At 39.5% G+C, this 24,188-nt stretch carries 22 protein-coding genes; 4 read left to right on the plus strand and 18 right to left on the minus strand.

What is annotated here, in order from left to right:
* Window positions 1–52: 52 nt before the first annotated feature.
* On the minus strand, window positions 53–1,693 hold the full coding sequence (locus I7804_RS13245) for an ABC-F family ATP-binding cassette domain-containing protein (protein ID WP_022753957.1): 1,641 nt from the start codon (window positions 1,691–1,693) through the stop codon (window positions 53–55).
* Between the two features lie 161 nt (window positions 1,694–1,854).
* Window positions 1,855–2,700: a PHP domain-containing protein gene (locus I7804_RS13250; protein WP_027217967.1), complete on the minus strand. Its 846-nt coding sequence runs from the start codon at window positions 2,698–2,700 to the stop codon at window positions 1,855–1,857.
* A gap of 144 nt (window positions 2,701–2,844) precedes the next feature.
* Here I7804_RS13250 and I7804_RS13255 point away from each other — a divergent pair, with 144 nt between their 5' ends.
* Entirely contained in the window at window positions 2,845–3,654 is an 810-nt protein-coding gene (locus I7804_RS13255; protein ID WP_248403838.1) for a Cof-type HAD-IIB family hydrolase, read from the plus strand.
* A gap of 132 nt (window positions 3,655–3,786) precedes the next feature.
* Here I7804_RS13255 and I7804_RS13260 read toward each other — a convergent pair whose 3' ends face one another.
* The 6 genes from I7804_RS13260 to pheA all read right to left on the minus strand — a co-directional run bounded on the left by I7804_RS13260 (window position 3,787) and on the right by pheA (window position 11,367).
* Window positions 3,787–4,041: a hypothetical protein gene (locus I7804_RS13260; RefSeq protein WP_022753954.1), complete on the minus strand. Its 255-nt coding sequence runs from the start codon at window positions 4,039–4,041 to the stop codon at window positions 3,787–3,789.
* A gap of 46 nt (window positions 4,042–4,087) precedes the next feature.
* Entirely contained in the window at window positions 4,088–4,792 is a 705-nt protein-coding gene (locus tag I7804_RS13265) for a Maf family protein (protein ID WP_022753953.1), read from the minus strand.
* 31 nt (window positions 4,793–4,823) lie between these two features.
* Window positions 4,824–7,022: an RNA degradosome polyphosphate kinase gene (locus tag I7804_RS13270; RefSeq protein ID WP_248403839.1), complete on the minus strand. Its 2,199-nt coding sequence runs from the start codon at window positions 7,020–7,022 to the stop codon at window positions 4,824–4,826.
* A gap of 133 nt (window positions 7,023–7,155) precedes the next feature.
* Window positions 7,156–8,700: an exopolyphosphatase gene (locus I7804_RS13275; protein WP_248403840.1), complete on the minus strand. Its 1,545-nt coding sequence runs from the start codon at window positions 8,698–8,700 to the stop codon at window positions 7,156–7,158.
* Window positions 8,701–8,771: 71 nt separating this feature from the next.
* Window positions 8,772–10,139: an ATP-binding protein gene (locus tag I7804_RS13280; RefSeq protein WP_248405975.1), complete on the minus strand. Its 1,368-nt coding sequence runs from the start codon at window positions 10,137–10,139 to the stop codon at window positions 8,772–8,774.
* 100 nt (window positions 10,140–10,239) lie between these two features.
* Window positions 10,240–11,367 carry a prephenate dehydratase gene (pheA, locus tag I7804_RS13285; RefSeq protein WP_248403841.1) on the minus strand — a complete coding sequence of 376 codons (1,128 nt, stop codon included), beginning with the start codon at window positions 11,365–11,367 and terminating at the stop codon, window positions 10,240–10,242.
* A gap of 272 nt (window positions 11,368–11,639) precedes the next feature.
* Between pheA and I7804_RS13290 the strand changes: the two genes are divergently transcribed.
* From I7804_RS13290 to I7804_RS13300, 3 genes are all read left to right on the plus strand, one after another.
* Window positions 11,640–12,656, plus strand: coding sequence for a DUF5050 domain-containing protein (locus I7804_RS13290; protein ID WP_248403842.1), 1,017 nt, complete (start codon window positions 11,640–11,642; stop codon window positions 12,654–12,656).
* Between the two features lie 361 nt (window positions 12,657–13,017).
* Window positions 13,018–13,965, plus strand: a complete 948-nt coding sequence (pyrB, locus tag I7804_RS13295) for an aspartate carbamoyltransferase (protein ID WP_034453996.1) — start codon at window positions 13,018–13,020, stop codon at window positions 13,963–13,965.
* Window positions 13,966–14,093: 128 nt separating this feature from the next.
* The gene (locus I7804_RS13300; protein WP_022753946.1) at window positions 14,094–14,552 is read left to right on the plus strand and encodes an aspartate carbamoyltransferase regulatory subunit; all 459 of its coding nucleotides are present in this window, start codon (window positions 14,094–14,096) and stop codon (window positions 14,550–14,552) included.
* Window positions 14,553–14,723: 171 nt separating this feature from the next.
* Here I7804_RS13300 and I7804_RS19295 read toward each other — a convergent pair whose 3' ends face one another.
* The 10 genes from I7804_RS19295 to I7804_RS13350 form a co-directional block, all read right to left on the minus strand.
* Window positions 14,724–14,879 carry a FeoB-associated Cys-rich membrane protein gene (locus tag I7804_RS19295; RefSeq protein ID WP_080651681.1) on the minus strand — a complete coding sequence of 52 codons (156 nt, stop codon included), beginning with the start codon at window positions 14,877–14,879 and terminating at the stop codon, window positions 14,724–14,726.
* A 57-nt stretch (window positions 14,880–14,936) separates the two neighbouring features.
* Complete coding sequence (gene feoB, locus I7804_RS13310; protein ID WP_022753945.1) at window positions 14,937–17,126, minus strand: ferrous iron transport protein B; 2,190 nt, start codon at window positions 17,124–17,126, stop codon at window positions 14,937–14,939.
* Between the two features lie 104 nt (window positions 17,127–17,230).
* Window positions 17,231–17,455 carry a FeoA family protein gene (locus tag I7804_RS13315; protein ID WP_022753944.1) on the minus strand — a complete coding sequence of 75 codons (225 nt, stop codon included), beginning with the start codon at window positions 17,453–17,455 and terminating at the stop codon, window positions 17,231–17,233.
* A gap of 14 nt (window positions 17,456–17,469) precedes the next feature.
* Window positions 17,470–17,682 carry a FeoA family protein gene (locus I7804_RS13320; RefSeq protein ID WP_022753943.1) on the minus strand — a complete coding sequence of 71 codons (213 nt, stop codon included), beginning with the start codon at window positions 17,680–17,682 and terminating at the stop codon, window positions 17,470–17,472.
* Between the two features lie 400 nt (window positions 17,683–18,082).
* A complete protein-coding gene (locus tag I7804_RS13325; RefSeq protein WP_248403843.1) occupies window positions 18,083–18,643 on the minus strand; it encodes a CAP domain-containing protein in 561 nt (186 codons plus the stop codon).
* 170 nt (window positions 18,644–18,813) lie between these two features.
* Window positions 18,814–19,692, minus strand: coding sequence for a class B sortase (locus tag I7804_RS13330; RefSeq protein WP_248403844.1), 879 nt, complete (start codon window positions 19,690–19,692; stop codon window positions 18,814–18,816).
* 116 nt (window positions 19,693–19,808) lie between these two features.
* Entirely contained in the window at window positions 19,809–20,378 is a 570-nt protein-coding gene (locus I7804_RS13335) for an anthranilate synthase component II (protein WP_022757879.1), read from the minus strand.
* Window positions 20,379–21,845: an anthranilate synthase component I gene (gene trpE, locus I7804_RS13340; RefSeq protein ID WP_248403845.1), complete on the minus strand. Its 1,467-nt coding sequence runs from the start codon at window positions 21,843–21,845 to the stop codon at window positions 20,379–20,381.
* Window positions 21,846–22,000: 155 nt separating this feature from the next.
* Window positions 22,001–22,822, minus strand: a complete 822-nt coding sequence (locus I7804_RS13345) for a TPM domain-containing protein (RefSeq protein WP_248403846.1) — start codon at window positions 22,820–22,822, stop codon at window positions 22,001–22,003.
* A gap of 16 nt (window positions 22,823–22,838) precedes the next feature.
* Entirely contained in the window at window positions 22,839–23,927 is a 1,089-nt protein-coding gene (locus I7804_RS13350) for a hypothetical protein (protein ID WP_022757876.1), read from the minus strand.
* Window positions 23,928–24,188: the final 261 nt, after the last annotated feature.

The raw sequence follows: 24,188 nt of genomic DNA on the forward strand, positions 1-24,188 counted from the left end.
CTCTCCTTTTTTACAAAAAGACCAGTGCCAAGAAGCACCGGTCTTGTAGATATCAGTCGTCCTGCTCGTCTTCTTCAGTTGTCTGATATACAGTTCTCTTACGAGCCATCTCATCGCTTTCAAGATATTCATCGTAAGTTGTAACCTTATCGATAAGTGATCCATCAGGAAGGAATTCCATGATTCTGTTGGCTGTAGTCTGTACAACCTGGTGGTCACGGCAAGCGAAGAGCTCAACGCCCTTGAACTTGATCATACCTTCGTTAAGTGCTGTGATGGACTCCATATCAAGGTGGTTAGTAGGCTCATCAAAAAGAAGGACATTAGCACCGGAGATCATCATCTTGGAAAGAAGGCATCTAACCTTCTCACCACCGGAGAGAACCTTAACCTTCTTGACACCGTCTTCACCTGCAAAGAGCATACGTCCAAGATATCCTCTTACGTATGTAGCATCCTTGATCTCAGAATACTGTGTAAGCCAGTCAGCGATTGTATAATCGTTGTCGAATTCCTTGGTATTGTCCTTAGGGAAATAAGCCTGGGATGTTGTTACGCCCCACTTATATGTACCTTCATCAGGTTCGATCTCGCCCATAAGGATCTGGAAGAGAGTTGTCTTGGCAAGCTCTGTTCCGCCTACAAATGCAACCTTGTCATCATGATGTATTACGAATGATACATCGTCGATAACCTTAACTCCGTTGATAGTCTTGGAAAGGTGCTCAACTGTAAGAACTTCGTTACCGATCTCACGATTAGGTCTAAAGTCAATATAAGGATACTTACGGCTTGAAGGTCTGATATCGTCAAGCTCGATCTTCTCAAGGGCTCTCTTTCTTGATGTAGCCTGCTTGGACTTAGACGCATTAGCAGAGAATCTTGCTATGAATTCCTTGAGCTCTTTGATCTGCTCTTCCTTCTTCTTGTTAGCTTCCTTCATCTGGCGGATCATGAGCTGTGAAGACTCATACCAGAAGTCATAGTTACCTGCATAGAGCTGGATCTTGCCATAGTCGATATCTGCGATATATGTGCAGACCTTATTAAGGAAGTAACGGTCATGGGATACAACAATGACTGTGTTCTCAAAGTTTATAAGGAACTCTTCAAGCCAAGCGATAGCATCCAGATCAAGGTGGTTGGTAGGCTCATCCAAAAGAAGGATATCAGGATTACCAAAAAGAGCTCTTGCAAGGAGAACCTTAACCTTCTGTGCACCATTAAGTTCCTTCATAAGCTTAGTATGAAGCTCAGTCTCGATTCCAAGACCATTAAGAAGGGATTCTGCATTAGCTTCTGCTTCCCATCCGTCCATTTCTGCGAACTCAGCTTCAAGCTCTGAAGCCTTGATACCATCTTCATCTGTGAAGTCTTCCTTGGCGTAGATGGCATCTTTCTCCTCCATTACCTCAAGGAGACGAGCATTACCGCCAATTACAGTGTTAAGAACCTGATTGTCATCATACTTGAACTGATCCTGTTCAAGGAATGAAAGACGCTGACCGGGTGTCATAGAGACCTCACCGTTAGTGGTCTCGATCTTGCCTGAAAGGATCTTAAGGAAGGTTGACTTACCTGCACCATTAGCTCCGATGATACCGTAGCAGTTACCCTCTGTGAACTTGATGTTAACATCTTCGAAAAGAGCCTTCTTGCCGACTCTAAGTGTTACTCCATTTGCCTGAATCATAATTTACCTCATAGATATCTAATAGATATGATATACGAACTATAAGAAGCAATAATGCGTTTTGATAGTTCTATAAAAATAATATTAAAAAATTGCACCATTTCGTATTGTACACAAAAAAGGGCACTGTGTAAAGCATAGTAAACAACTTGCCTGTTTTGTCAGTTTAAAGATTCCTTGATCTTCTCAAGTGCTGTCTCAGGTACAAAGAGCTTGCCATATCCTACTGCAAGGTCTATATCCTGCTTGTTGGCGCCATGAAAATCAGATCCTCCGCTTATAAGAAGGTCATAATCCTTCGCAATCTCCATTATCTGGCGCTCATCAGAAGCTGTATAAGTAGTATAGATCGCTTCTATACCTTTAAGTCCAGCTTCCTTCAGCTCTCCAACAAGTTTTCTAAGCCTTGCATCAGACATTCCGTAAAGGATTGGATGAGCGAGGATCGGAACGCCGCCTGCATCAAGGACCATCTTAACAGCCATATCGGGAGTGATCTTCTCTCTTGGAACAAAACACTCGCAGTTATCTCCTATATATCTGTCAAAAGCTTCCTGTCTTGATTTGATATAGCCCTTTTCAAGCATATATGCTGCATAATGAGCTCTTGTAATAACAGAATCAGGAAACGCAGCCTGAAGATCATCAAAATCCATAGGTACGCCGTGCTCAGTCAAAAGTCTGCACATCTTCCTGTTACGGGATACCCTAGAATCTACAAACTCCTGAAGTCTTCTCTGGATCTCAGGGTCATCATAATGCATGTACAGACCGACTATATGGATATCTTTTCCTTCATAATCAGTACTAAACTCAATTCCGGGGATAACTTCAAGATCGTCATATCTCCTACCCGCTTCCATAGCCTCTGCAAGACCCTTAGTAGTATCATGATCAGTAAGAGCTATAGCAGCAAGGCCTTTTTCATGAGCATAATCTATAAGCTGCGTGGGAGTATAGGTTCCGTCTGATGCAGTTGAATGTGTATGTAAATCTACAGGTCTCATAATTATATTTTCCTCATCTTTCTATAACCAATTCCGTTATTTCCGTTTTTTCATGTTCAAATCCAATTAACACGTCTATCAGTATAACACATGATTCTTTTAAAGAGATTGACTAAATCCGCATTTAAGTTCATTATGTTAACCATGAGTAAAAAAATATTTTTCTTTGACCTTGATGGTACATTATTAAACAGTAAAAAAGAGATCACATCAAAAACAATGGAGGCGCTAAAGCGTTTTACAGATGCCGGCAATCACTTTGCCATAAGTACAGGACGTGCCATAGATTCTGCCATGGATGTACAAAAGGAACTGGGGCTCTTTTTCCCGGGAACATTCCTTGTAGGTTACAATGGCGGGCAGATCTATGACTGCGATAATAAAGAGCTGGTTTACAGAGCGCAGATTCCTTTGGATCTTGTGAAAAAGTGTTTTGATCTGGCTAAAGAGCATAATATTCACATCCATACCTACAATGATGATCACATCCTGACACCGGATGACGGCGAATGCATAGACTATTATAGAAGAGTTATAAAAACTCCTTACATTGTTACAGACGATGTTACTAAAGAGCTCGAATATGGTCCGTCCAAGTGCATTGCCATAGAGCTTCATGATCATGAAAAGATGGAGAGATTCAGAGAAGAAGTCTTAAAGATAGCACCAGATAAGCTTTCTGTCATGTATTCAAATCCCTACTATCTTGAGATCTTCCCTAGTGAAGCCGGTAAGGGTTCTGCAGTAGTTCGTCTGTGCGACTATCTTGATATACCTATTGAAAACTCTTTTGCTGCAGGAGATGAACAGAATGATATCAGTATGATCAAAGCTGCAGGCACAGGCATCGCTATGCTCAATGCTACTGATATGGTCAAGGATAATGCTGATGTTATCACAGAATCAGACAATGATCATGACGGCCTTGCTCCTTTTATTGAAAAGGCTATCTGATTGTTATAAGTCTTAAAGCAAAAACCGCAGCGGAGCAATCAGCACGCTGCGGTTTATCTGTTTCATAATCTGCCGGACAGGTTATAGATCTTACCATATCCGGGTATAGGATAATCTCCCTCAAAAGAAAACTTATCCTTCTACGATGAGAAAACGACCGTCTCCTATATCGAAAACCTCAGAAGCTTCCATGATACTGTCTGCATCAAAGTCTACACCCGCGTCTTCGAAGTATTCGATAACTTCATCAACAGACTCGACTACTACAGCGCAGCAGTCCTCAAGGAAAGCTTCTGCTTCTTCACGGGAAGATGCTACATCTTCAGGAAAAAGCTGTCCCTGATTCTCAATAAAATAATCCAGTACGTCATCATCAAAATCATGCATAGTCTACTCCTTTCGGGCATCAGATCGCCCCTGATTATGCACAACATTACACTAAATTGTAATTCATAAGTGCCTGATAAAGTCTGGCGATCGGAAGTCCGACTACATTATTGTAATCTCCGTGTATACCTTTTACATACACTCCGAACATACCTTGTATTCCATAAGCGCCGGCCTTATCATAAGGCTCATCTGTTGAGATATAGCCTTCAATCTGTTCATCCGTCATAGGATATACAAAAACTAGCGTTTCTTCTGCAAAGACAAGAGAATGAACTTTGTCATCCTGCTTCCACAAAACTGTGACTCCGGTATATACTTCATGCTTATCGCCTTGAATACCGGATATCATATTACGTGCATCATCTTTATCTTTGGGTTTACCAAGTATCTTCTGCTTATATGATACAACGGTATCAGCGCCTATTACAACAGGACTTTGAATATCTCCTTCCGAAAAATTCCCAAACTTATCGGATGATTTTTTGTCAAAATTGCCATTTACAGAAAGCTCTTGCAGTATTTTATCACTTAAAAATATGATTTCATCTCGCTTCACCTTGCTGCCGGTCTCTTTTGCAAAGATTTCTGCTGCCTTCTGAAAAGAAAGTTCTTTGACTACCTCCTGGGGTATATTACTTGTTATTATTTCTTCACCTGTAGCAGGTTTTACCTCAAACGAAAGGCCTGCCTGCTGCATTAGTTCCCTTCTTCTGGGGCTTCCTGATGCTAAAACTATTTTTGTTGCCATTAAATCAACTATCTCTTTCTATTTTTTCCTGTCAGCTAAGCTTAGGACTTCTCTCGGGTGTAAAAACTCTTGAATCTCGAACATCCCCCATTGCCTGACTTGCATACTCATATGCTTCCTTACCAAATACAAGCTGTGAATTAAGGGCTTCCTTGCCTCTCTTGTCTATCTTAACATATTCACCGTCTTCATTCATTATGCTGGCTTTTAGTGTATCACGAAGCTCCACATCAAGGATATGCCATATCTTCTTTTGAAGATCAGGATCTTCTACCGGGAAGAGTATCTCTACTCTTCTTTCAAGGTTTCTTGGCATCCAGTCGGCACTTGAGCAATAATATTCAGGCTTTCCGGCGTTTTCAAAATAAAAGATGCGGCTATGCTCCAGATAATTGCCAACTATGGATCTTACTGTAATATTCTCTGATACGCCTTTGATTCCGGTACGAAGGCAACATATTCCTCTTACTATAAGGTCTATTCTAACACCTGCGCTGCTGGCTTTATAAAGGGCTGCTATTACATCCTTGTGACAGATGGAATTCATCTTGGCTATGATCCTTGCAGGTTCTCCCTTTTTTGCATTTTCAGTTTCTCTTTCGATCATGTAAAGTATACGGTCCTTGAGCCATAAAGGAGCTATCGACAGACGGTTCCAGGCAAGAGGTTCACTATATCCTGACAGCATATTAAATACCGCTGTTGCATCTTCACCATAAGAATCCTTACAGGTGAACATGCCTACGTCTGTATACTGACGGGCTGTCGAATCATTATAGTTACCTGTTGCAAGATGAACATAACGTCTTATGCCGTCATCTTCTCTTCTGACCACAAGTGTTATCTTACAGTGAGTCTTAAGTCCCACTAGTCCGTAGATAACGTGACATCCTGCCTGCTCCAGCATCTTGGCCCACACGATGTTATTTTCCTCATCAAAACGGGCCTTAAGTTCTACCAGAACTGTTACCTGTTTGCCATTGTCTGCTGCCTTGGCAAGGGCTGCGATAATAGGCGAATTGCCGCTGACACGGTAAAGTGTCTGCTTGATGGCAAGGACTTTAGGATCCTGCGCTGCATCTGATATAAACCTTACAACCGGGTCGAAGGTCTGATATGGATGATGCATCAGTATATCTTTTTTCCTGATGGAGGCAAATATATTCTCATCGCTTCTAAACTCAGGTACAGGCTGAGGTTCACGGTAGCTGTGTTCCTTGAACTTATCAAAGCCCTGTATCTTGTATATCTTCATAAGGAAGGTGAGATCGAGCGGTCCGTCTATATTATAGATCTCATTTTCTGTTACATGCATTTCTGCAACTATAAGGTCCATAAGGCGCTTGTCGATCTTCTTGTCAACTTCAAGTCTTATTGCTTCGCCCCACTGGCGCTGCTTGACCTGTTTCTCTATCTCTTTAAGAAGATCTTCTGCCTCATCCTCATCTATGGACAAGTCGGCATTTCTCTCAACTCTGAAAGTATATGCACATTCTATATTGTAATTTAGAAACAGCATATCCATATTTCTAAGGATGATCTGCTCAAGAAGAATAACTCTGTGCTCATCCTTATCGCCTATAGGAAGTTCAAGGATTCGCGGAAGGACATCCGGAACCTGAACAAGGGCAAAGTCATATGCTTTCTTGGCAGCTTTTTTGCCTTCAGAGTTCTTGCCTTCATCCATGTGACGGTATTCCTGCTTCTTGGCTTTAATCAAAGCTCCTATGTTAAGAGACTTGTTCCTTATAAGAGGAAAAGGTCTTGAGGAGTCAACTGCCATTGGGGTCAGAACAGGATATACGAACTCTCTAAAATACCTGTCTGCATACTCGCACTCTTTGTCTGTCATCTCAGTGTGACTTCTTAGGATAAAGAGTTTGTTTTCTTCAAGTAAAGGTGTCAGCATCCTGTTAAGAGTATCATACTGAAGGTCTACAAATTCATGAAGCGCTTCTGATACCCGTTCAAGCTGTTTGGTTGCAGACAAGCCTGCTATATCAGGCTTGGTATAGCCTGCGTGGATCATATCCTTTAAAGATGCTACTCTGACCATGAAAAATTCATCAAGGTTAGAAGCTGTGATCGACAGGAATTTTAATCTTTCGAATAATGGTGTATTCTTGTCTCTTGCTTCATTCAAGCACCTTTTGTTGAACTGGATCCATGAAAGTTCCCTGTTTATATAATATTTAGAGTCTTCAAAATCTATTTTGGATGAAGATGCCATATGACGGTCTCCTTTTTGATAATGAAGTATTATTTAAAAAATAAATAATAAATAATCAGTAATCTTATAGATATATATGTATTTTGGAACCTGATAGTTACAAGCTCGTAAAAAGCAAACTTAAGGAACTATACTAAAATAGTCTCTTCTGTCTGATCACAGGCTTTACTCCGAATATCTCTTCAAAGAAAGAGGCTCTGTTGTTGATAAGACCCTTTTCTATTGTAATATCAGAAGTCGTATCCAACAGGATCTGTACTTCATCGTCTTTGACAGTAACCGATACGTCCTTGAACTTATGATTGTGTGTTCTGTCGAGGGCATTGGCAACTCTTAGAATCGCTGTGAGCTTGGCTATAGTCAGATAATCTTTTCTGGTAAGCCCCTTGTAACAGTCAGGCGAATCATCAAAGTATAAAAAATCTTCATGATTGAATCTTACTACATTGGCCACTATAGAGCGCTCTCTGTGGGAGAGGCCTATGATCTCCGTTGACATTATTATGTTATAGCAGCAAAAGCCCATGTTCATAAGGCTTATATACTTGCCACAATCATGTAGTATAGTAGACAATTCCAAAAGGAGTCTTTCTCTATGCCCTAGTCCATGAAGTTTTTTGGTCTTGTCAAATATAGGAAGTGCGATGGATTCAAGAGTCCTTGCCCTTGATTTACTTCCGCCGTAGCGCTTGGCTATAGACATTCCGCAGGCTATGATATCGGCTTCAAAGTCATGAATTGGTGTTATATACTTTTTCTTTTCTGCATATTCATATGCTATACCATCACACAGAGTGACGCCGGGTGCCCAGAGAAGCTGTGACATAAGGGCTACAGTTATCCTTTTAACAAGGATTCCGGATATATAAGCAAGTGTTACATATTCAGTTGATATACTTAACTCTTTGGCAATATAGTCATTGGACATCCTTGAAAATCTTTCAAGCATCTTATCAAAGTCAGAGCTTGTGATAAAACCCTTGTCATAACCAGGTGATGATATCTTCTGAAAAACAGGAGACATGTAATCGTCTATTATAACCAGATTCTTGTAGGTTCTGTCATTTAGATAGAATTTGGACAAAACATGAAGCTGTGAATCCACCAGTTCTGCAATAAGTTCAGGGTACCTGTCCTTACCTTCCGCAAGGTGCTCAAGTGTCTGGCGAAGGCGAAGTACACCAAGCTTCATATTCTGAGTTGTTACAAGTTTATCCTTATCAAAAAGAGATACCTGAATAGAACCTCCACCTATATCTATGATAGCAGTGGGTTCTTCAATAAGTTCTGTGAATTTGGTGGACTGAAGCGCTATTGATTTGTAATCAAGGAATCTTTGTTCTGAATTGGACAGAATATCAACCTTGATCCCGGTCCTTTGCTCTAGCTGGGCGCAGACTATGTTGATATTGTGAGTCTCTCTAAGAGCACTGGTTCCATAAGCCTGTACGTTTGTAACACCGTAGCTTTTCATGATCTCAGAGAACTCTTTTAATACTCTTGTAAGCTCCAGCATATGTCTGCTTGAAATAGTCCCCGTTGCATAAGTCTCCGATCCAAGATCTATGCGGTGTCTGATATGATCGAGACATTTCAGCCCGTTTTTTCTTGAGATTTCGAAGATCTTCATTGTAAGTTCATATGATCCTACATGAACTGCTGCAAAAGTATCACTCATACAAATCCTTTCATTATAAAAAGAATTTACTGCATGTTTAAAAAAGTTCTTTTGAAGCTCAAGTTTCAAGGTCACAGGTTCTGTCCAAGAAGATAATCCACAAACTGCTGCGCACATCTTCCGGACAAGCCTCCATGATTAAGTTCCCACTGGCCGGCCTTTCTTAGAAGCTCTTCCTCCGGCATATCTATTCCATTCCTGTCAGCAAGCCCTTTTACTATAAGCTTAAATTCCTTGGGATCTGGCTTACCAAAATAGATAGATACACCAAATCTAGCCGACAAGGATATCTTCTCCTGAACTGTGTCACTTGAATGGATATCGCCATCATCAGACAGGCTCTTTTTATCCTTGAAGCTTTCTTTGATAAGATGTCTTCTATTGGATGTAGCATAGATCAGGACGTTCTCAGGTTTTTTCTCAAGACCGCCCTCAATTACAGCTTTTAAGTATTTGTACTCAGTTTCAAAGTCTTCAAATGACAGATCATCCATATATATTATGAAGCGATAGTTCCTGCCTTTGACCATCGCTATCACATCATTTAAGTCTTTGAACTGATGCTTGTATATCTCTATGATACGAAGCCCCTTGTCAAAATAGGTATTGGCAAGAGCTTTGATACATGTAGATTTGCCGGTTCCTGCATCGCCGTATAAGAGGCAGTTATTGGCAGGTCGTCCCGCAAGAAAAGCTTCTGTGTTGTCTATCAGCTTATTCTTGGCATTATCATATCCTATAAGGTCATCAAACTTAACATGTCTTATATTCTTGATAGGCTCAATTGTGACACGGTTATTGTATGATGGTACAGGCCTTGCATATGCTCTGTCATCTGACAAGTCACCTATCTCATCATCCATATGGCGACTCACGCGAAATGCCTTATGAAGTCCAATTTTACCTACTCCATACTCTTTATAGAACGATGTAAGGCAGTCCTTCATAGCTGCTGCACCGTCTGCCAGACTAAGATCCCTTGCAAGAATACATATACGGTCTCTTATCCTTTTGTTATATATCTTTGAGCCTTCACCTACAGGCTTATAATCTAAAAGTTTATAGAACTGCTTGTCTCCAAGGTTATCCAAAAGCGTCTTAAAATCGTAATGGAAGAATTTTTCAAAAACTTCCATGTCATGAATGACAATGTCATTGATCGTACCATCTACCTGGCCTTTCATCTCACAGGCAAGCGAATAGGTATTTTCATTATTAACAAGAAGTGATGTAAGATAGTCATGCCACAGATTGCCATAAAATCCGCCTTCTCCAGCAAATCTTATAAGTTCTGACATACTATTATATAAAAGCGCTTTGTCATGACTACTCACAGTCACAAAACTTCCCTGAGTGGTCTGGTCTATAAGCTCAGAAACCATCATCAATAGCTTGTCATTTTCAAAATTCCTGTAGCAGATCAGTTCTTCTATCATTATACCATCTCCATAATTTATTCAAAATAAGTAATTCATGTATGTTTATCTTCTTGTAATCCTGTTAGCAAAGCAGACATTTACTTTGTGTTTTATAAAAATATCAGTAATTACCAAGTACTCTTAAGGCTTTGGCTTCTTCTCTAAGGCCTCTTAGAGCGTTCTTAACAGAGCTGTCTGCAAGATTGCCTTCAAAGTCGATGAAGAACCTGTATTCCCAATTTCTATCACCAATAGGGCGGGATTCTATTCTTGAAAGGTTAACATGATTGTAATGAAAATGAGACAGGATGTGATATAAAGCGCCTACCTCATTTCCTATTTCAAGCATGATACTAATCTTATTTGCCTTTTTGAGGAAAACTTTCTGATTGGTAACAATTATAAATCTTGTAGAATTGGTATCAGATTTATTAATGCCTTTTTTTAGTATATTCATACCATAGTACTCAGCTGCATACTCACTTGCGATAGCAGCCTGTGAGATATCACCGTCACTTGCTATCTTCTGAACTCCGAAGGCGTTGTTTTTCATGCTGATCTGTTGCCAGGCAGGGTGGTCTGACAGAAATCTGCTACTTTGCATTAGGGACTGCGCATGAGAATACACTGTCTTTATATCACTTATCTTAGCTCCGGGAAGACCTATAAGGCAGTGCTCTATCTTGATGATCTGCTCCCCTATTATGTAGTTCTCGTACTCTGTCAGAAGGTCATAGATCTCTGATACTATTCCTGCTGTAGAATTCTCGATTGGAAGTACTGCATAGTCAGCAGCACCTTCTTCTATAGCGATCATTGCATCTCTAAAGGTATCTACATGGAAGTTGTTGACTTTTTTGCCAAAAAACTTGAACATGGCAGCCTGAGAATATGCGCCTTCTGCTCCCTGAAATACTACTCGGCAGGATTTTTTGTCAATAGAATCTATGGATATAAAAGGAAGTCTTCCAAGCGATCCGGCCTGTGTAAGCTTCTGATACTGAAGCTTTCTGCTCATGGCCATTATCTGCTCGAAGAGTTCCTCTACTCCTGTGCGGTTGAAATCGTTGTGTGTAAGACTTTTTACTGTGTCTATCTTTTCTTTTTCCCTGGCAGGATCAAATACTTTCTTGCCTGTACCTATTTTGTAATCCGCAACCTGTGAGCAGATTTCCATTCGCTGCTCATACAGTTCGACAATTTTAGGGTCAATTTCATCGAGCTTTGCTCTAAGATCTTTTAAATCCATTAATACCTCCAGAATGCATTTATATTACTTTTAATATGGTCGTAGACCTATACTTTCAACTTTGGTGATACTGCATCATACAAGTGGAAAGTTTTAGTTAAAACATTATAAGCTTGCACTTTTATGCCGATAACTATTAAGAGATATCGGTAATGCTGCGTATAATAGTTTGATTTTTTAACTGATACTATAAGTTTCATAGTCTTATCTTTGCGTTAAAAAAATAATACCGCGTATTGATAGATGGCGCAAGAAAGGAAAATTAAGCAATTATGAGTAGAATAAGAAATATTATAATTGCCATCCTTGTTACAGTAATAATTGGAGCTGCAGTTGTTTTCTACTTTTATATCAATATGATCCCTGACAACGATCCTACCTATGCAGGTAACACTGTCGGAAATCTCTATAATGGTGGGTATTTCTGCGAACTGGACGGCCATGTTTACTTTCGTAACAATTATGACAACGGATGTCTTTACAGTATGACTGTTGATGAACAGGACATTAAGCCTCTGACTACTATGAACGTATATTTTGTAAGCGGAGCAGGCAATTATCTGTATTATTATATGGATTCCCAGCACTTGTCCTACTCTACAAGCGGTATCGGAACTACAGTCAAGTACTACGGTGTATATCAGTCAAGAACGGACGGAACTAAGCAAAAGTGCCTGTATCGCGGCAGGACTGCTGCTCAGCAGCTTTGCGGCAATTATATATACTTTCAGATCAAAGAAGCCGATGGCGGACAGCTTGCCAAGATCAAGACCGATAAGACCAATCTGTCCATAGTATCCGAAGAGTACATTGATCCTTGCGGATTCTATGATGGAAAGATCTATTTTACCGGTGTTACTAATGATCATAATCTATATATGATGGATACTCAAAACAATGATAAGATAACCAAGATTGCAGACGGATATATCTTCTATCCTATCTACCACGACGGGTATATATATTACATGGATGCTGTGGACAATTATCATTTAAAGCGCATGGAACTTTCAACCAATAGAGTAGAGGAACTTACCTCTAATCGTGTGGACTGCTTTAATCTTAATGACAACTACATCTTCTATTCTGTTTCAGAAGCGCTGATACCTGCCCTTCATGTCATGACTCTTGACGGCTCAAGTGATGTGCCGGTTCTGCAGGGAGTATATTTTCACATAAGTCTTACTTCCAAATATGTGTACTTCACGGCCTTCAATGATGACATGCGCATATATCATATGCCTATAGACGGATCTGAAGCTCCGAGTCTTTTTAATCCTCTTGAATGATCGAATAACTCAAACTGTATTTTTTCAGCATCTAAAGCTTCGCACTTGCTAAACATACAACACTCCTTACGTTATCTGCGTTATCTACCTTATAAAAAACTGTTGAACTTATCAGTCCGGCATGTTATTATACCCTAGATAATAAAACTATTACAAATAAGGAGAGAGTATGCGCATTACTAAGTCTACAACCGGTACAATACCCATGTGTCTGCAGCCGCTCTTTTCTGCTTTGTATTTTTCATTTTTTATTGTTATTTCTAATCATTATTTTAATAAACATCAATTATGAAGGGATATTTATTTTTTAAAATAAATATCTCTTTTATTATGCATACAATGGAGGAATATTATGAATTCAATGCGTCATTTAATGAGTCCTATGGACTTTACTGTTCAGGAATTAGAAGACCTGTTTGATGTTGCCAATGACATCGAACGCAATATGGACAAGTACTCACATAAATGTGATGGCAAGATTCTTGCAACCTGCTTCTATGAGCCTAGTACAAGAACCCGTCTTTCTTTTGAAACTGCAATGCTTCGACTCGGCGGCAAGACATTGGGTTTTGCAGATGCTTCTAACTCTTCTGCTTCCAAGGGAGAGAGCGTAGCTGATACAATCCGTGTTATAAGCTGCTTCGCTGATATATGCGCTATGCGTCATCCCAAAGAAGGTGCTCCTATGGTAGCTGCTTCCAAATCTCTTATTCCTGTTATCAATGCAGGTGACGGTGGTCATCAGCATCCGACTCAGACTCTTACAGATCTTCTTACTATAAGATCACTTCATGGCAGTCTTAACAACTTCACCATCGGTCTTTGCGGCGATCTTAAGTTCGGTCGTACTGTCCACTCTCTTATCAATGCTCTTACCAGATACGAAGGTATCAACTTCATCTTCATCTCACCTCAGGAACTGAGAGTCCCTGATTATATCACAGAGATGCTGAATTCCAAGAATATCCCCTACCGCGAAGTGATCAAACTTGAAGATGTCATCGCTGATCTTGACTTCCTCTACATGACAAGAGTTCAGAAGGAGCGTTTCTTCAACGAGGAAGACTATATAAGACTTAAAGATTTCTATATCCTTGATAAGAAAAAGCTCGATATGGCAAAGTCCACCATGCAGGTACTCCATCCGCTTCCACGTGTTAACGAGATATCTGTAGAAGTCGATGATGATCCAAGAGCCGCCTACTTCAAACAGGTTCAGTATGGACTTTATGTCAGAATGGCTCTAATACTCACTCTTCTTAACATGACAGATGCTCATATCAATGATGGACTTCTAAGAAAATTCTGATCCTGATACCAAGGATTTATTGGATTGAACCGCTTTTATCTATCCATACAGAATGCTATTCAATTCAATTGGTATAGAAATAGTTCCTGATTCACATATCAAGATTTATACATACGGAGGAATACACAATGCTTAATGTTGGTAAAATAGACGAAGGCTTCGTTCTAGATCATATTCAGGCCGGTAAGGCAATGTCAATCTATCATCACCTGGGTCTTAACCGCCTTGATTGCACAGTTGCCATTATCAAGAATGCCCGCTCAGGCAAAATGGGCCGTAAGGATATCCTGAAAGTTGAATGCGATATCGATTCTATGGATCTTAACATCCTTGCTTTCATCGATCATAACATCACTGTTAATGTTATAAAGGATGGAGAAATCATTGAAAAAAGAGCTCTCGTTCTTCCAAAAGAGATCAAGCAGGTTCTTAGATGCCACAATCCTCGCTGCATCACTTCTATCGAGCAGGGACTTCCTCATATCTTCTACCTTGCGGATGAAGCCAATGAGATATATCGCTGCAAATACTGTGATGAGAAATACACAGAGAACGACGCAGACTTTGACGCAGGTCATTGCTTATAATATACATAAGCCGCGAAAACAAGCATAATGGTTTCGCGGCTTTTCTTTATTTGCACAAAAAGATTTCCGATTCTTATATACAAGATATCGGAAATCTTTTTATATACCAGCTTTCCATTCGATGCATAAATAATCTCAAATGAAAAAGTTTTGAATACTTATTGTATAAACTTATTTATGACTGTGACATCCGCCGTGGCAGGATGTACAATCCCCCGTGCAGGAATACGGATTACCCTTTCCGCTTTTAAATCCTTTGATCATATTATATAGAAGATATGCGCAATATCCGAATATCAAAGCGGCAATTATAATTGTTGCTACCAAAGTGCCTCCTTCCTACAGCTATAAAGCTTACGGGTATATCAAAACTACTTCTTTTTCTTAGTTCTCAGAAACAGCTCTGCGGCTCTCAATCTGAGCATCCTTGTATGGGTTAGGACGAACAAGAAGATATACCATTCCGATTACAAGGGCTGCTGCTACTATTGTACCAATTCCAAAGCTTACCTGTCCAATGATAAGTCCGCCGATCTGATAGATGATGAGGCCTACTACATAAGCAAGTACGCACTGATATCCGATTGCGAACATTGTCCACTTACCATTGTTCATCTCTCTCTTGATAGCACCCATAGCTGCAAAGCAAGGAGCACACAGAAGGTTGAATACAAGATAAGCATATGCTGCTATAGGAACGATGTGAGCCTGAATGATATCCCAGTACTCCGCACCATCTTCTGCAACTTCTGCAAATCCGAAGAGCATACCGATTGTTGCTACAACGTTTTCCTTAGCGATAAGGCCAGATACAGCAGCGACTGTCATCTGCCATGTTCCAAATCCAAGAGGAGCAAAGATAGGAGCAAGGAAACCACCTATCTTGGCAAGAATTGATTCTTCCTGTGCTACGATCAGAGCTTCACCTTCAAGATCGCCAAAGTCAAGCATTCCAAATCCGTTTTCTGTGAATCCGAAGTTCATAAGGAACCAGAGAACGATTGTTGAAAGAAGGATAACTGTACCTGCCTTCTTGATGAATGACCAACCACGCTCCCACATGCTGCGAAGGATACTTCCAACAGTAGGCATATGATAAGCAGGAAGCTCCATAACGAATGGTGCAGGATCACCTGCAAATACCTTAGTCTTCTTAAGTACGATACCTGTAAAGATGACAGCTGCAATTCCGATAAAGTATGAACTCCATGCTACCCATCCACTATTTCCAAAGAAAGCACCTGCAATAAGAGCGATGATAGGAAGCTTAGCTCCGCAAGGGATGAAAGTTGTTGTCATGATAGTCATACGGCGGTCTTTCTCAGTATCAATTGTACGAGAAGCCATTACGCCGGGAACTCCGCATCCTGATGCGATGAGCATAGGAATGAAGGATTTACCTGAAAGACCGAATTTACGGAAGATTCTGTCCATGATGAATGCTACACGAGCCATATATCCGCAGTACTCAAGGAATGCAAGGAATATAAACAGGATAAGCATCTGAGGTACGAAACCAAGTACAGCACCAACACCTGCAACAATACCATCAAGGATAAGGCTCTTAAGCCAACCGGCAACACCAATTGCATCAAGTCCGGACTCTACAAGTGGAGGAATTATATCTCCAAAAAGCACATCATTGGTCCAGTCTGTAACAATTGTACCTATTGTTGTAACGGATACATAGTATACAATGAACATAACAAGTGCAAAAATAGGAAGTGCAAGAATTCTGTTAGTTACGATCCTGTCAATCTTATCAGAAACTGAAAGTCCTGAATTTGCCTTTGATACAGACTTCTTCACAACATCTGTGATCACTTCATATCTTGCATTTGTGATAACGCTTTCTGTATCATCATCATTTGCAACTTCAAGCTCTGTTCTTACTTTATCAAGCTCTTTCATACTCTGATCAGTAATTGTGAGCTTTTCAAGAACCTTTGAATCTTTCTCAAGAAGTTTTATATCAAACCATCTGCGCTGCTCAGACTTGCAAGCATTCTGAGGAAGAATAGTATCTGCTGCAGCAATTGCTTTTTCTGTATTATCATCAAATCTAACAGGTGTAGCAGCCTTGCCTGACTTAGCAGCTGCAACAGCTTTGGATATAAGCTTATCAAGACCTTCAGATTTAAGAGCAGATATCTCAACTACTTCTACTCCAAGTTCTGATGAAAGCTTCTTGGAATCAATCTTATCTCCGTTCTTACGTACAACATCCATCATGTTAAGAGCGATAACAACAGGGATTCCAAGTTCTACAACCTGAGTTGTAAGATACAGATTACGTTCAATATTGGTCGCATCCACCATATTTATAATAGCATCAGGAGTTTCTTCCAGAAGATACTTACGAGATACTACTTCTTCGAGTGTATATGGTGAAAGAGAATAGATACCGGGAAGGTCAGTTACTACTACATCCTTCTGTCCCTTTAATTTACCCTCTTTTTTCTCAACTGTAACACCCGGCCAGTTACCTACATACTGATTGGAACCGGTAAGTGCATTAAACAGAGTTGTTTTACCGCAGTTCGGATTACCTGCCAGTGCAATTTTAAGTGCCATGATCTTCTCCTCTAACGTTATATGTTATTTTAATTAAAAATCAACCAGTTTTAATGATATCTGTTATGATAATCATTTTCATTTAACAAGTAAAAAAAAAATAATTATTCTACTTCAACTATCTGAGCATCTTCTTTTCTAAGAGAAAGCTCATAACCACGAACTGTGATCTCTACAGGATCCCCTAAAGGAGCAACCTTTCTGATGTATACAGAACTACCCTTTGTGATCCCCATGTCCATTACTCTTCTTTTCAGTGCAGAATCAGCTCCGTCAAGCTTCTTGACAGTTACTGTCTCTCCAACCTGAACGTCTCTTAATGTTTTCATTAGTCTCCTCTCCTTTAGACCATTATTTTTTTGGCCATATCCATATTTATTGCTACTCTGGCATCTCTGATCTTAACGATCATATTGCCATCCATAGTACTCACTGCTGTTACCTCTGCGCCTTCAGTAAAACCGAGGTTTTCAAGGAATCTTCTTGTATCCTCCAATCCGCCAACTTTGCGGACAGTTGCTACATTGCCGGGTGCTAATAATGTAAGTGGCATCATTCAAACTCCTTTACTTTCTATATTTCCTGAATCAGTATTATCTTAACAAGCTTCGATTCAGCATTTCCGGGATGTATAACCCGGAAAACATTTATTTTTGCGCATAACAAAGAAGTTACCCGCAGCTAACATTATAATACAGTTGAAGATTTTGAAAGTCAATATCATTTTGGCTATTTCCACGAAATTATAAAAAAAACATTAAATTGTACACGATGTTTTCAAAATAAGCACTAATCATCCGGATATAGTCATCTTATTTTTGGATATTTTGTACATCAAACAAATTGCCAACAAATAAAAGATATTCCTTAATGACATTTTCATCTTATATACACAAAAAAAAATCTTCCTACCCTAAAACAGATAGGAAGATTTTTGATATTCATATATTTAATCTTTAGTATCCGAACTCCTGAGCCCAATACCAGGATCCATTATCCGTCTGGTATATTGCCATTCCTACTGTAACAAAGGAACCATCCATGATATTAGCTCTATGTGTTGGAGAATTCATCCATGCATCTACTACAGAAGACGAGCTCTGATATAGCTTTGCAAGGTTCTCTCCATATTGAAGCGTACTGTTTACAGTCCACCAATTCGATCCGTCAGGACGAGTATGTGAGAACAAAGTTGTAATCTCATGAGCACGAACAGCAGCTGCGTCAGCAAGCCCATCACTCCATACAAGTGCAGATAGTCCTGCAGCGGCTCTTTGCGCATTTACAAGTGCCAGCGCATCAGAAAGAGCTGCATTGATTTCTTCAGTAGATTTAAACTCACCAGAAAGGATTATAGCATTGTTATCAATATAAAACTCTCCGGCTCCCTCGCCCGCAGCACGATATGCAGCATCTCCGATCTCTGCATTTCTTGAACCACACGCTGCAGCTCCTAGCACGAACAGCGCAGTGATAATAACCGATACCGTTTTCTTAATACTCTTAAATTTCCTCATAATGATTTCCTCCATGGTCTCATTACTCATGTTTATACTATCATATTTGTGATTATTTTTCAAGTATTAGCATGTTTTTATGATTGTTATTTTGCTTCTGCTCTTTTTTATTTATCGGTAATAAAACAAAAAACAAGAACCTTGTTTCCAAGATTCTTGTTTTTTATTTTTTATGTATTTTCCATTGTCCCTACTTTAACTGCGTGTATAACGAATCTTTTTGAAGATCCATGCGGACCGGAGCAAGTTGATAGATTCAGTATCTCTGGTCTATCCTCAAAGGATATATCTATAGGGCAATTGTAATTGTTCAGGTTCTTAAGTCTTGATACATATGAGTCATATCCGGCATCATCTTCTATGACCGCATAAACAGTATCATCGCCGTTGGTGGTACTTTCAAATTCATATACCACATATTTAAAAACTGCATCTTTGGTATAGATGTAAAAATACATAGGTTCTTCACTAAGTTCTTCTCTATTTGGCATTTTATAAAGGCTGTCCAAAGATCCAAACATAGATCCGTTACGCATATTATGACCAAAAAGGAAATCACTGTATCCCATAAAATTCTCGTTAGAAAATTCGTCAAGGAATATGCATCCAGAAGAGTTCTTCTCACCTGTAAACGTAACATGCAGATACTGATTAGCATAATGCTCTTTGACTATAGGATAGTTCAAAGTAAAGTCGAACTTATCATCTTCAACATCAAAGTCCCAGTAAAGCCATCCTATAAAATCACTATTCTGGGAGGATAGAAGGTCATAATCAATAACAAGCTCCGGTATTCCGGTTTCTTCATCTATTGCAACACTTTCCTCTCCTGTTTCAGGGTCCTTTTTAGGATTGGTCGAAACTGCGCTACTTGCAATATCGTCATACTCCTTGACAGCCACTTCTCTTTCATGGACTTCTTTGTAAATATCATAGCCTTCGTACCCGATAACAACTACCAGTATCACAATTAGAATCTTGGCAAGCCATGGATTGATCCTGAATGTTTTTCTTTTTCCTTTGTTTTCAGCACTCATAAATAACCTCATGTCGCGAGCAAAGCAAGTGACATATGGTTCAAATTGGTGAAGCTCGCGACACCAATTTGGGTTTGAAAATGGAACATTTCCAAACTTAACCTCATGTCCTGCACTAAGTCAAGAGATCATGTGAGCTTAAGAAAATTCTTAAGTATATCCATTCCTAGAGGAGTCATTATGGATTCCGGATGAAACTGAACTCCAAACACATTGTACTGTTTGTGCTGAACTGCCATAATCTCACCATCATCCGCCCTTGCAACTACTTTAAGGCAATCCGGAAGTGTATCCTCTTTAAGGGAAAGAGAATGATATCTTGCTACTTTTATTATAGCAGGCATTTCCTTAAAAAGGGGAGATGTTGTATCTATTTGTGTATCAGACTGTTTGCCATGCATAAGCTTTTTGGCATGATCTACAGTTCCGCCATAATATTCACATATAGCCTGGTGTCCAAGGCATACTCCAAGTATCGGGATCTTATCCCCAAGCTGGCCTACAACCTCTTCACAGATTCCTGCATCTTTGGGCTTTCCGGGACCTGGAGAGAGGATTATTGCTTTGGGACATAGCTTTCTAATCTCTTCTATAGTAATTTTATCATTTCTTACTGCTTTGATATCAGGATCGAGAGTTCCAAAATACTGATACAGGTTATAAGTAAAGCTATCATAATTGTCGATGAGTAGTATCATTTATTCTTCCTCCGCTTCCTTGATCGCAAGAACTACGGCTTTGGCCTTATTGATGCATTCCTGATATTCGTTCTCTGCTATAGAATCAGCAACAATACCAGCTCCGCTTCTGACAAATACTTTGCCACCTTTTTTGTATGCAAGTCGTATAGCTATGCAGGTATCAAGATTGCCTGTAAAGTCTACATATCCGATAGCTCCACCATATATTCCTCTGCGGCTGTCTTCAAGTTCATCTATGATCTCACAGGCTCTTATTTTAGGAGCTCCGGATAGTGTTCCGGCAGGAAGAACAGAATCTATCGCTTCAACTTGTGATCGTTCATCACTAAGTATTCCTTTTACTTCAGATCCGATATGCATTACATGTGAGTATCTTTCTACTTCCATGTATTTTTCTACTTCTACAGATCCAAACTTGCACAATCTTCCAAGATCGTTTCGCCCCAGATCAACCAGCATATTATGCTCAGCTTTTTCTTTTTCATCAGCCAGAAGCTCTTTTTCCAAAGCCTGATCCTCTTCGTATGTGGCGCCTCTTGGCCTGGTACCTGCAAGAGGAAATGTTCTTATGGTCCTGTCTGTAACTTTGACAAGTGTCTCAGGTGATGCACCGGCGATCTCCATATCACCATAAAAATAGAACATATATGGACTTGGATTTGTAGTTCTAAGTACTCTGTAAATATTGAGAAGTGATCCTTCAAATTCTGCTTCCATTGGATTAGATAAAACGAGCTGGAATATATCGCCCTCTGTGATGTGATACTTTACCTTTTCTATCTTCTCACAGAACTCTTCTTTACTAAACTTTGGTTTGAGTTCTGTCTTTAATATTCCCTTCATCACAGGTTTCTGGAGTCCTCCTCTTATAAGATGCTCCATTTCATCTATTCCGGATACAGCTTCCTTATATGATGCTTCTATATCATCAGTTCCCACATTAGCTATTAGAAGGATCTTCTGCTTTAAGTTATCATAGCAGATGATCTTTCTAAAAAGCATCAGATCCATATCGTCAAAATCATTTTCGTTTTGGGATTTAAAATGAAGAGAAGGTTCCCCGTATTGCATATATTCATAACTAAAATAGCCTACAAGACCTCCGGTAAAAGTCGGAAATCCCGGAATACTCGGAGCTTTATTATCTTCGACTATTTTTTTGATATACTCTCCGGGATTATCGCATTTGCTTGTGTTAGTTCCATTTGAAGTCACTACAGTAAGTTCATGATCCTTAACTGTAATAGTCATATCAGGAGCATAGCCTAGAAAACTATATCTGCCCCACTGTCTGTTATCTTCACAACTTTCAAGAAGAAAACAGTGATTACTTACATTCTGAAGCGCTCTAAGTGTTTCAAGCGGTGTTCTTATATCAGAAAAGATCTCTCTTTTGACAGGTATTAGTTTATAATCCCCTGATGCTGCAATCTTTCTGACTTCGTCCAAAGATGTCTGTTTCATGCCAAATCCTCCCACGCTCCCAATTGCCGGATTTTATTATATTAAAAAAATCAGAAAGCCGTAAAAAGCTTTCTGATTCAAAATTTTAAAGATTTTATATATAAAAAACAATGATATAAAATAATTTTATCTTTTTAATTATTTATGCTACACATTTAGAAATGTCCGCCATGACCGCCGTGTGTGTTGCCGGAAGACGAACGATGTGTTGTAGAACCGCCTCCGGATCTATTCTCAGTCTCCTTGCGGGTTCTGTTAACACTCTTTCTTATAAATCTATCATGTCTTCCTGTGATTCGGACATTATTTTTCTGCTCATACTCTGCAGCGCTGTTATTTTGTTTGATATTTTTCATGCCACTTGCCATGACGCCAACTGTGATACCTCCAAACAAGAGTCCAAGAAGGAGGCATACAAACCATTTCCAAGCAGGTATCTTATCTCTGTTTTCATATGCTGTGCAGTAGCTGTCAACTCCATCTGCAAACTTATCAAATGCTCTGGCATAATCACCGCTTGAAAGATAAGGAGTATACTTATCTTCAAGAGAATACAGATTATTATCTGTAAAGATCTGAATAGCTTCTCCTCTGGTACTTGCATAAAACTCTCTTGTATCCATGCATACTGCAAGAAGGATACCTGCATCATTATTGCCTTTAGCCATGCCAAGTTCACCACTATCCATCATATCATCCGCATACTCTTCAATAGTATACTGAGAATATGAATCTGTAGTAACTACAGCAATCTGAACATCATGTGCACTTCCAACTTCTTCAAGCTTATCCTGAAGATCTTTTTCCTCTTCGTCAGTAAGAAGGTCACCATCATCATATACAAAGCCATATTCGCCGGATCTAACCTGCGCATTTTGGGCATATACTTCATTGCACAACGGAGCCGACATAAATATAGCAGCTGCCATTCCTGCGCAAAGCGTAATTATTCTTTTATTTTTAAATAAGCCTTTCATCGTCCATCCCCCAGTCTCAAATACGGAATATCAGTTCCAGTACTGCAAAAAGCACAGTAAACAAAACTGAACTAAGCGCAAAATATTTAAAAGCTGCGCCCTTATCAACAGGCAGGTTTCCGACAAATTTACCGGTCTGTCCGTTCATCGCAAATAAGAAATTTTGTCCATTCCAGGTCGTAGACAAAAGCCATACGGGATAAAGAGCATATTTACAGGCTTCTGATGTAGTAGCTACATTTTGGTTACGTACCATTACAGAGCTATAACCCTGAACACTGTTTTTGATCTCATTAACAGCACTATTTGTCATACGCTGCTTAGCACGAGGTCTTGACTTTTCTTCATCAACATCATACTGATTGGCAACATATCCTGCAAAATACGCATCGTCATATTTTTTAAGTCCTTTGTCATCATAGGGCTCTATTGATTCTGTCAGATCATCAGGCATCTTGCTGGATCCATCTACGGGGACTTTACTAAAAGGCACATCACCTTCACGATATACGTCATAAAAGCTTGTCTCTGTATATCTATAATCCCTGTCACTCCAGGTTCTTACCTTGGTTGCTTCGCAGTTAAGAGACACATGCATATTGGCATCAAAAAGCCAGTATGGAATGTATACCCCTTTGATCTCATCTATATGATTTTCTGTGGAAAAAGCTTTGGGAAGAAGTTTTCTTCCCTTGATATAATCCTTATATTTCTGCTTAGCCTGTTCCTTGGTAAGCTGAAATGGGATTACATAGTCAGGTCTTCGACCATTAGTAAAGACCTCTTTAAAAGTTACATTATTGCCACAAAACGGGCACTGGGTAGCCCCCTGAGTCTTGTCTGCTATGATTTCGCCGCCACAAGACTTACAGATATATACGTTTTTGTCTTTGCCAAATCCATAGTTTTCAGCCTCTTCATCAGACAATCTGTCAGACTTCTCTTCTGAATCAGCTGTTTTCTCTGCTTTACCTTTAGAAACCATCTTATGATACTCATCTACAGATATTGTAGTATCACAGTATAAGCATTTAAGCTTCTGCGAAGGAGCATCAAACTCCATAACTCCTCCACACGCAGGGCATTCATATTCCTGAGTTGCCATTTTTATAATCCTCCAAAACAAAACTTACTTACATGTAGTTTTATTCTACCATATATCAGAATGTTTCCCACCCATTAATTGAAGTATTATAAGCATCTAATGCCTTAATAATCCGGTAATAAAGCAAAGCGACTCGATTTTCCCACTAGTAGGAAGATTTGTATTAATACTTTTACTTTTATTTTTACTTTATAAAGCCTTTAGAAACTATCCAAATTTAGGACACAAATTCGTTGTAATATAATAACCATCAGAAACAGT

Source organism: Butyrivibrio fibrisolvens (genome assembly GCF_023206215.1).
In the GTDB taxonomy this organism is placed as follows: domain Bacteria; phylum Bacillota; class Clostridia; order Lachnospirales; family Lachnospiraceae; genus Butyrivibrio; species Butyrivibrio fibrisolvens_C.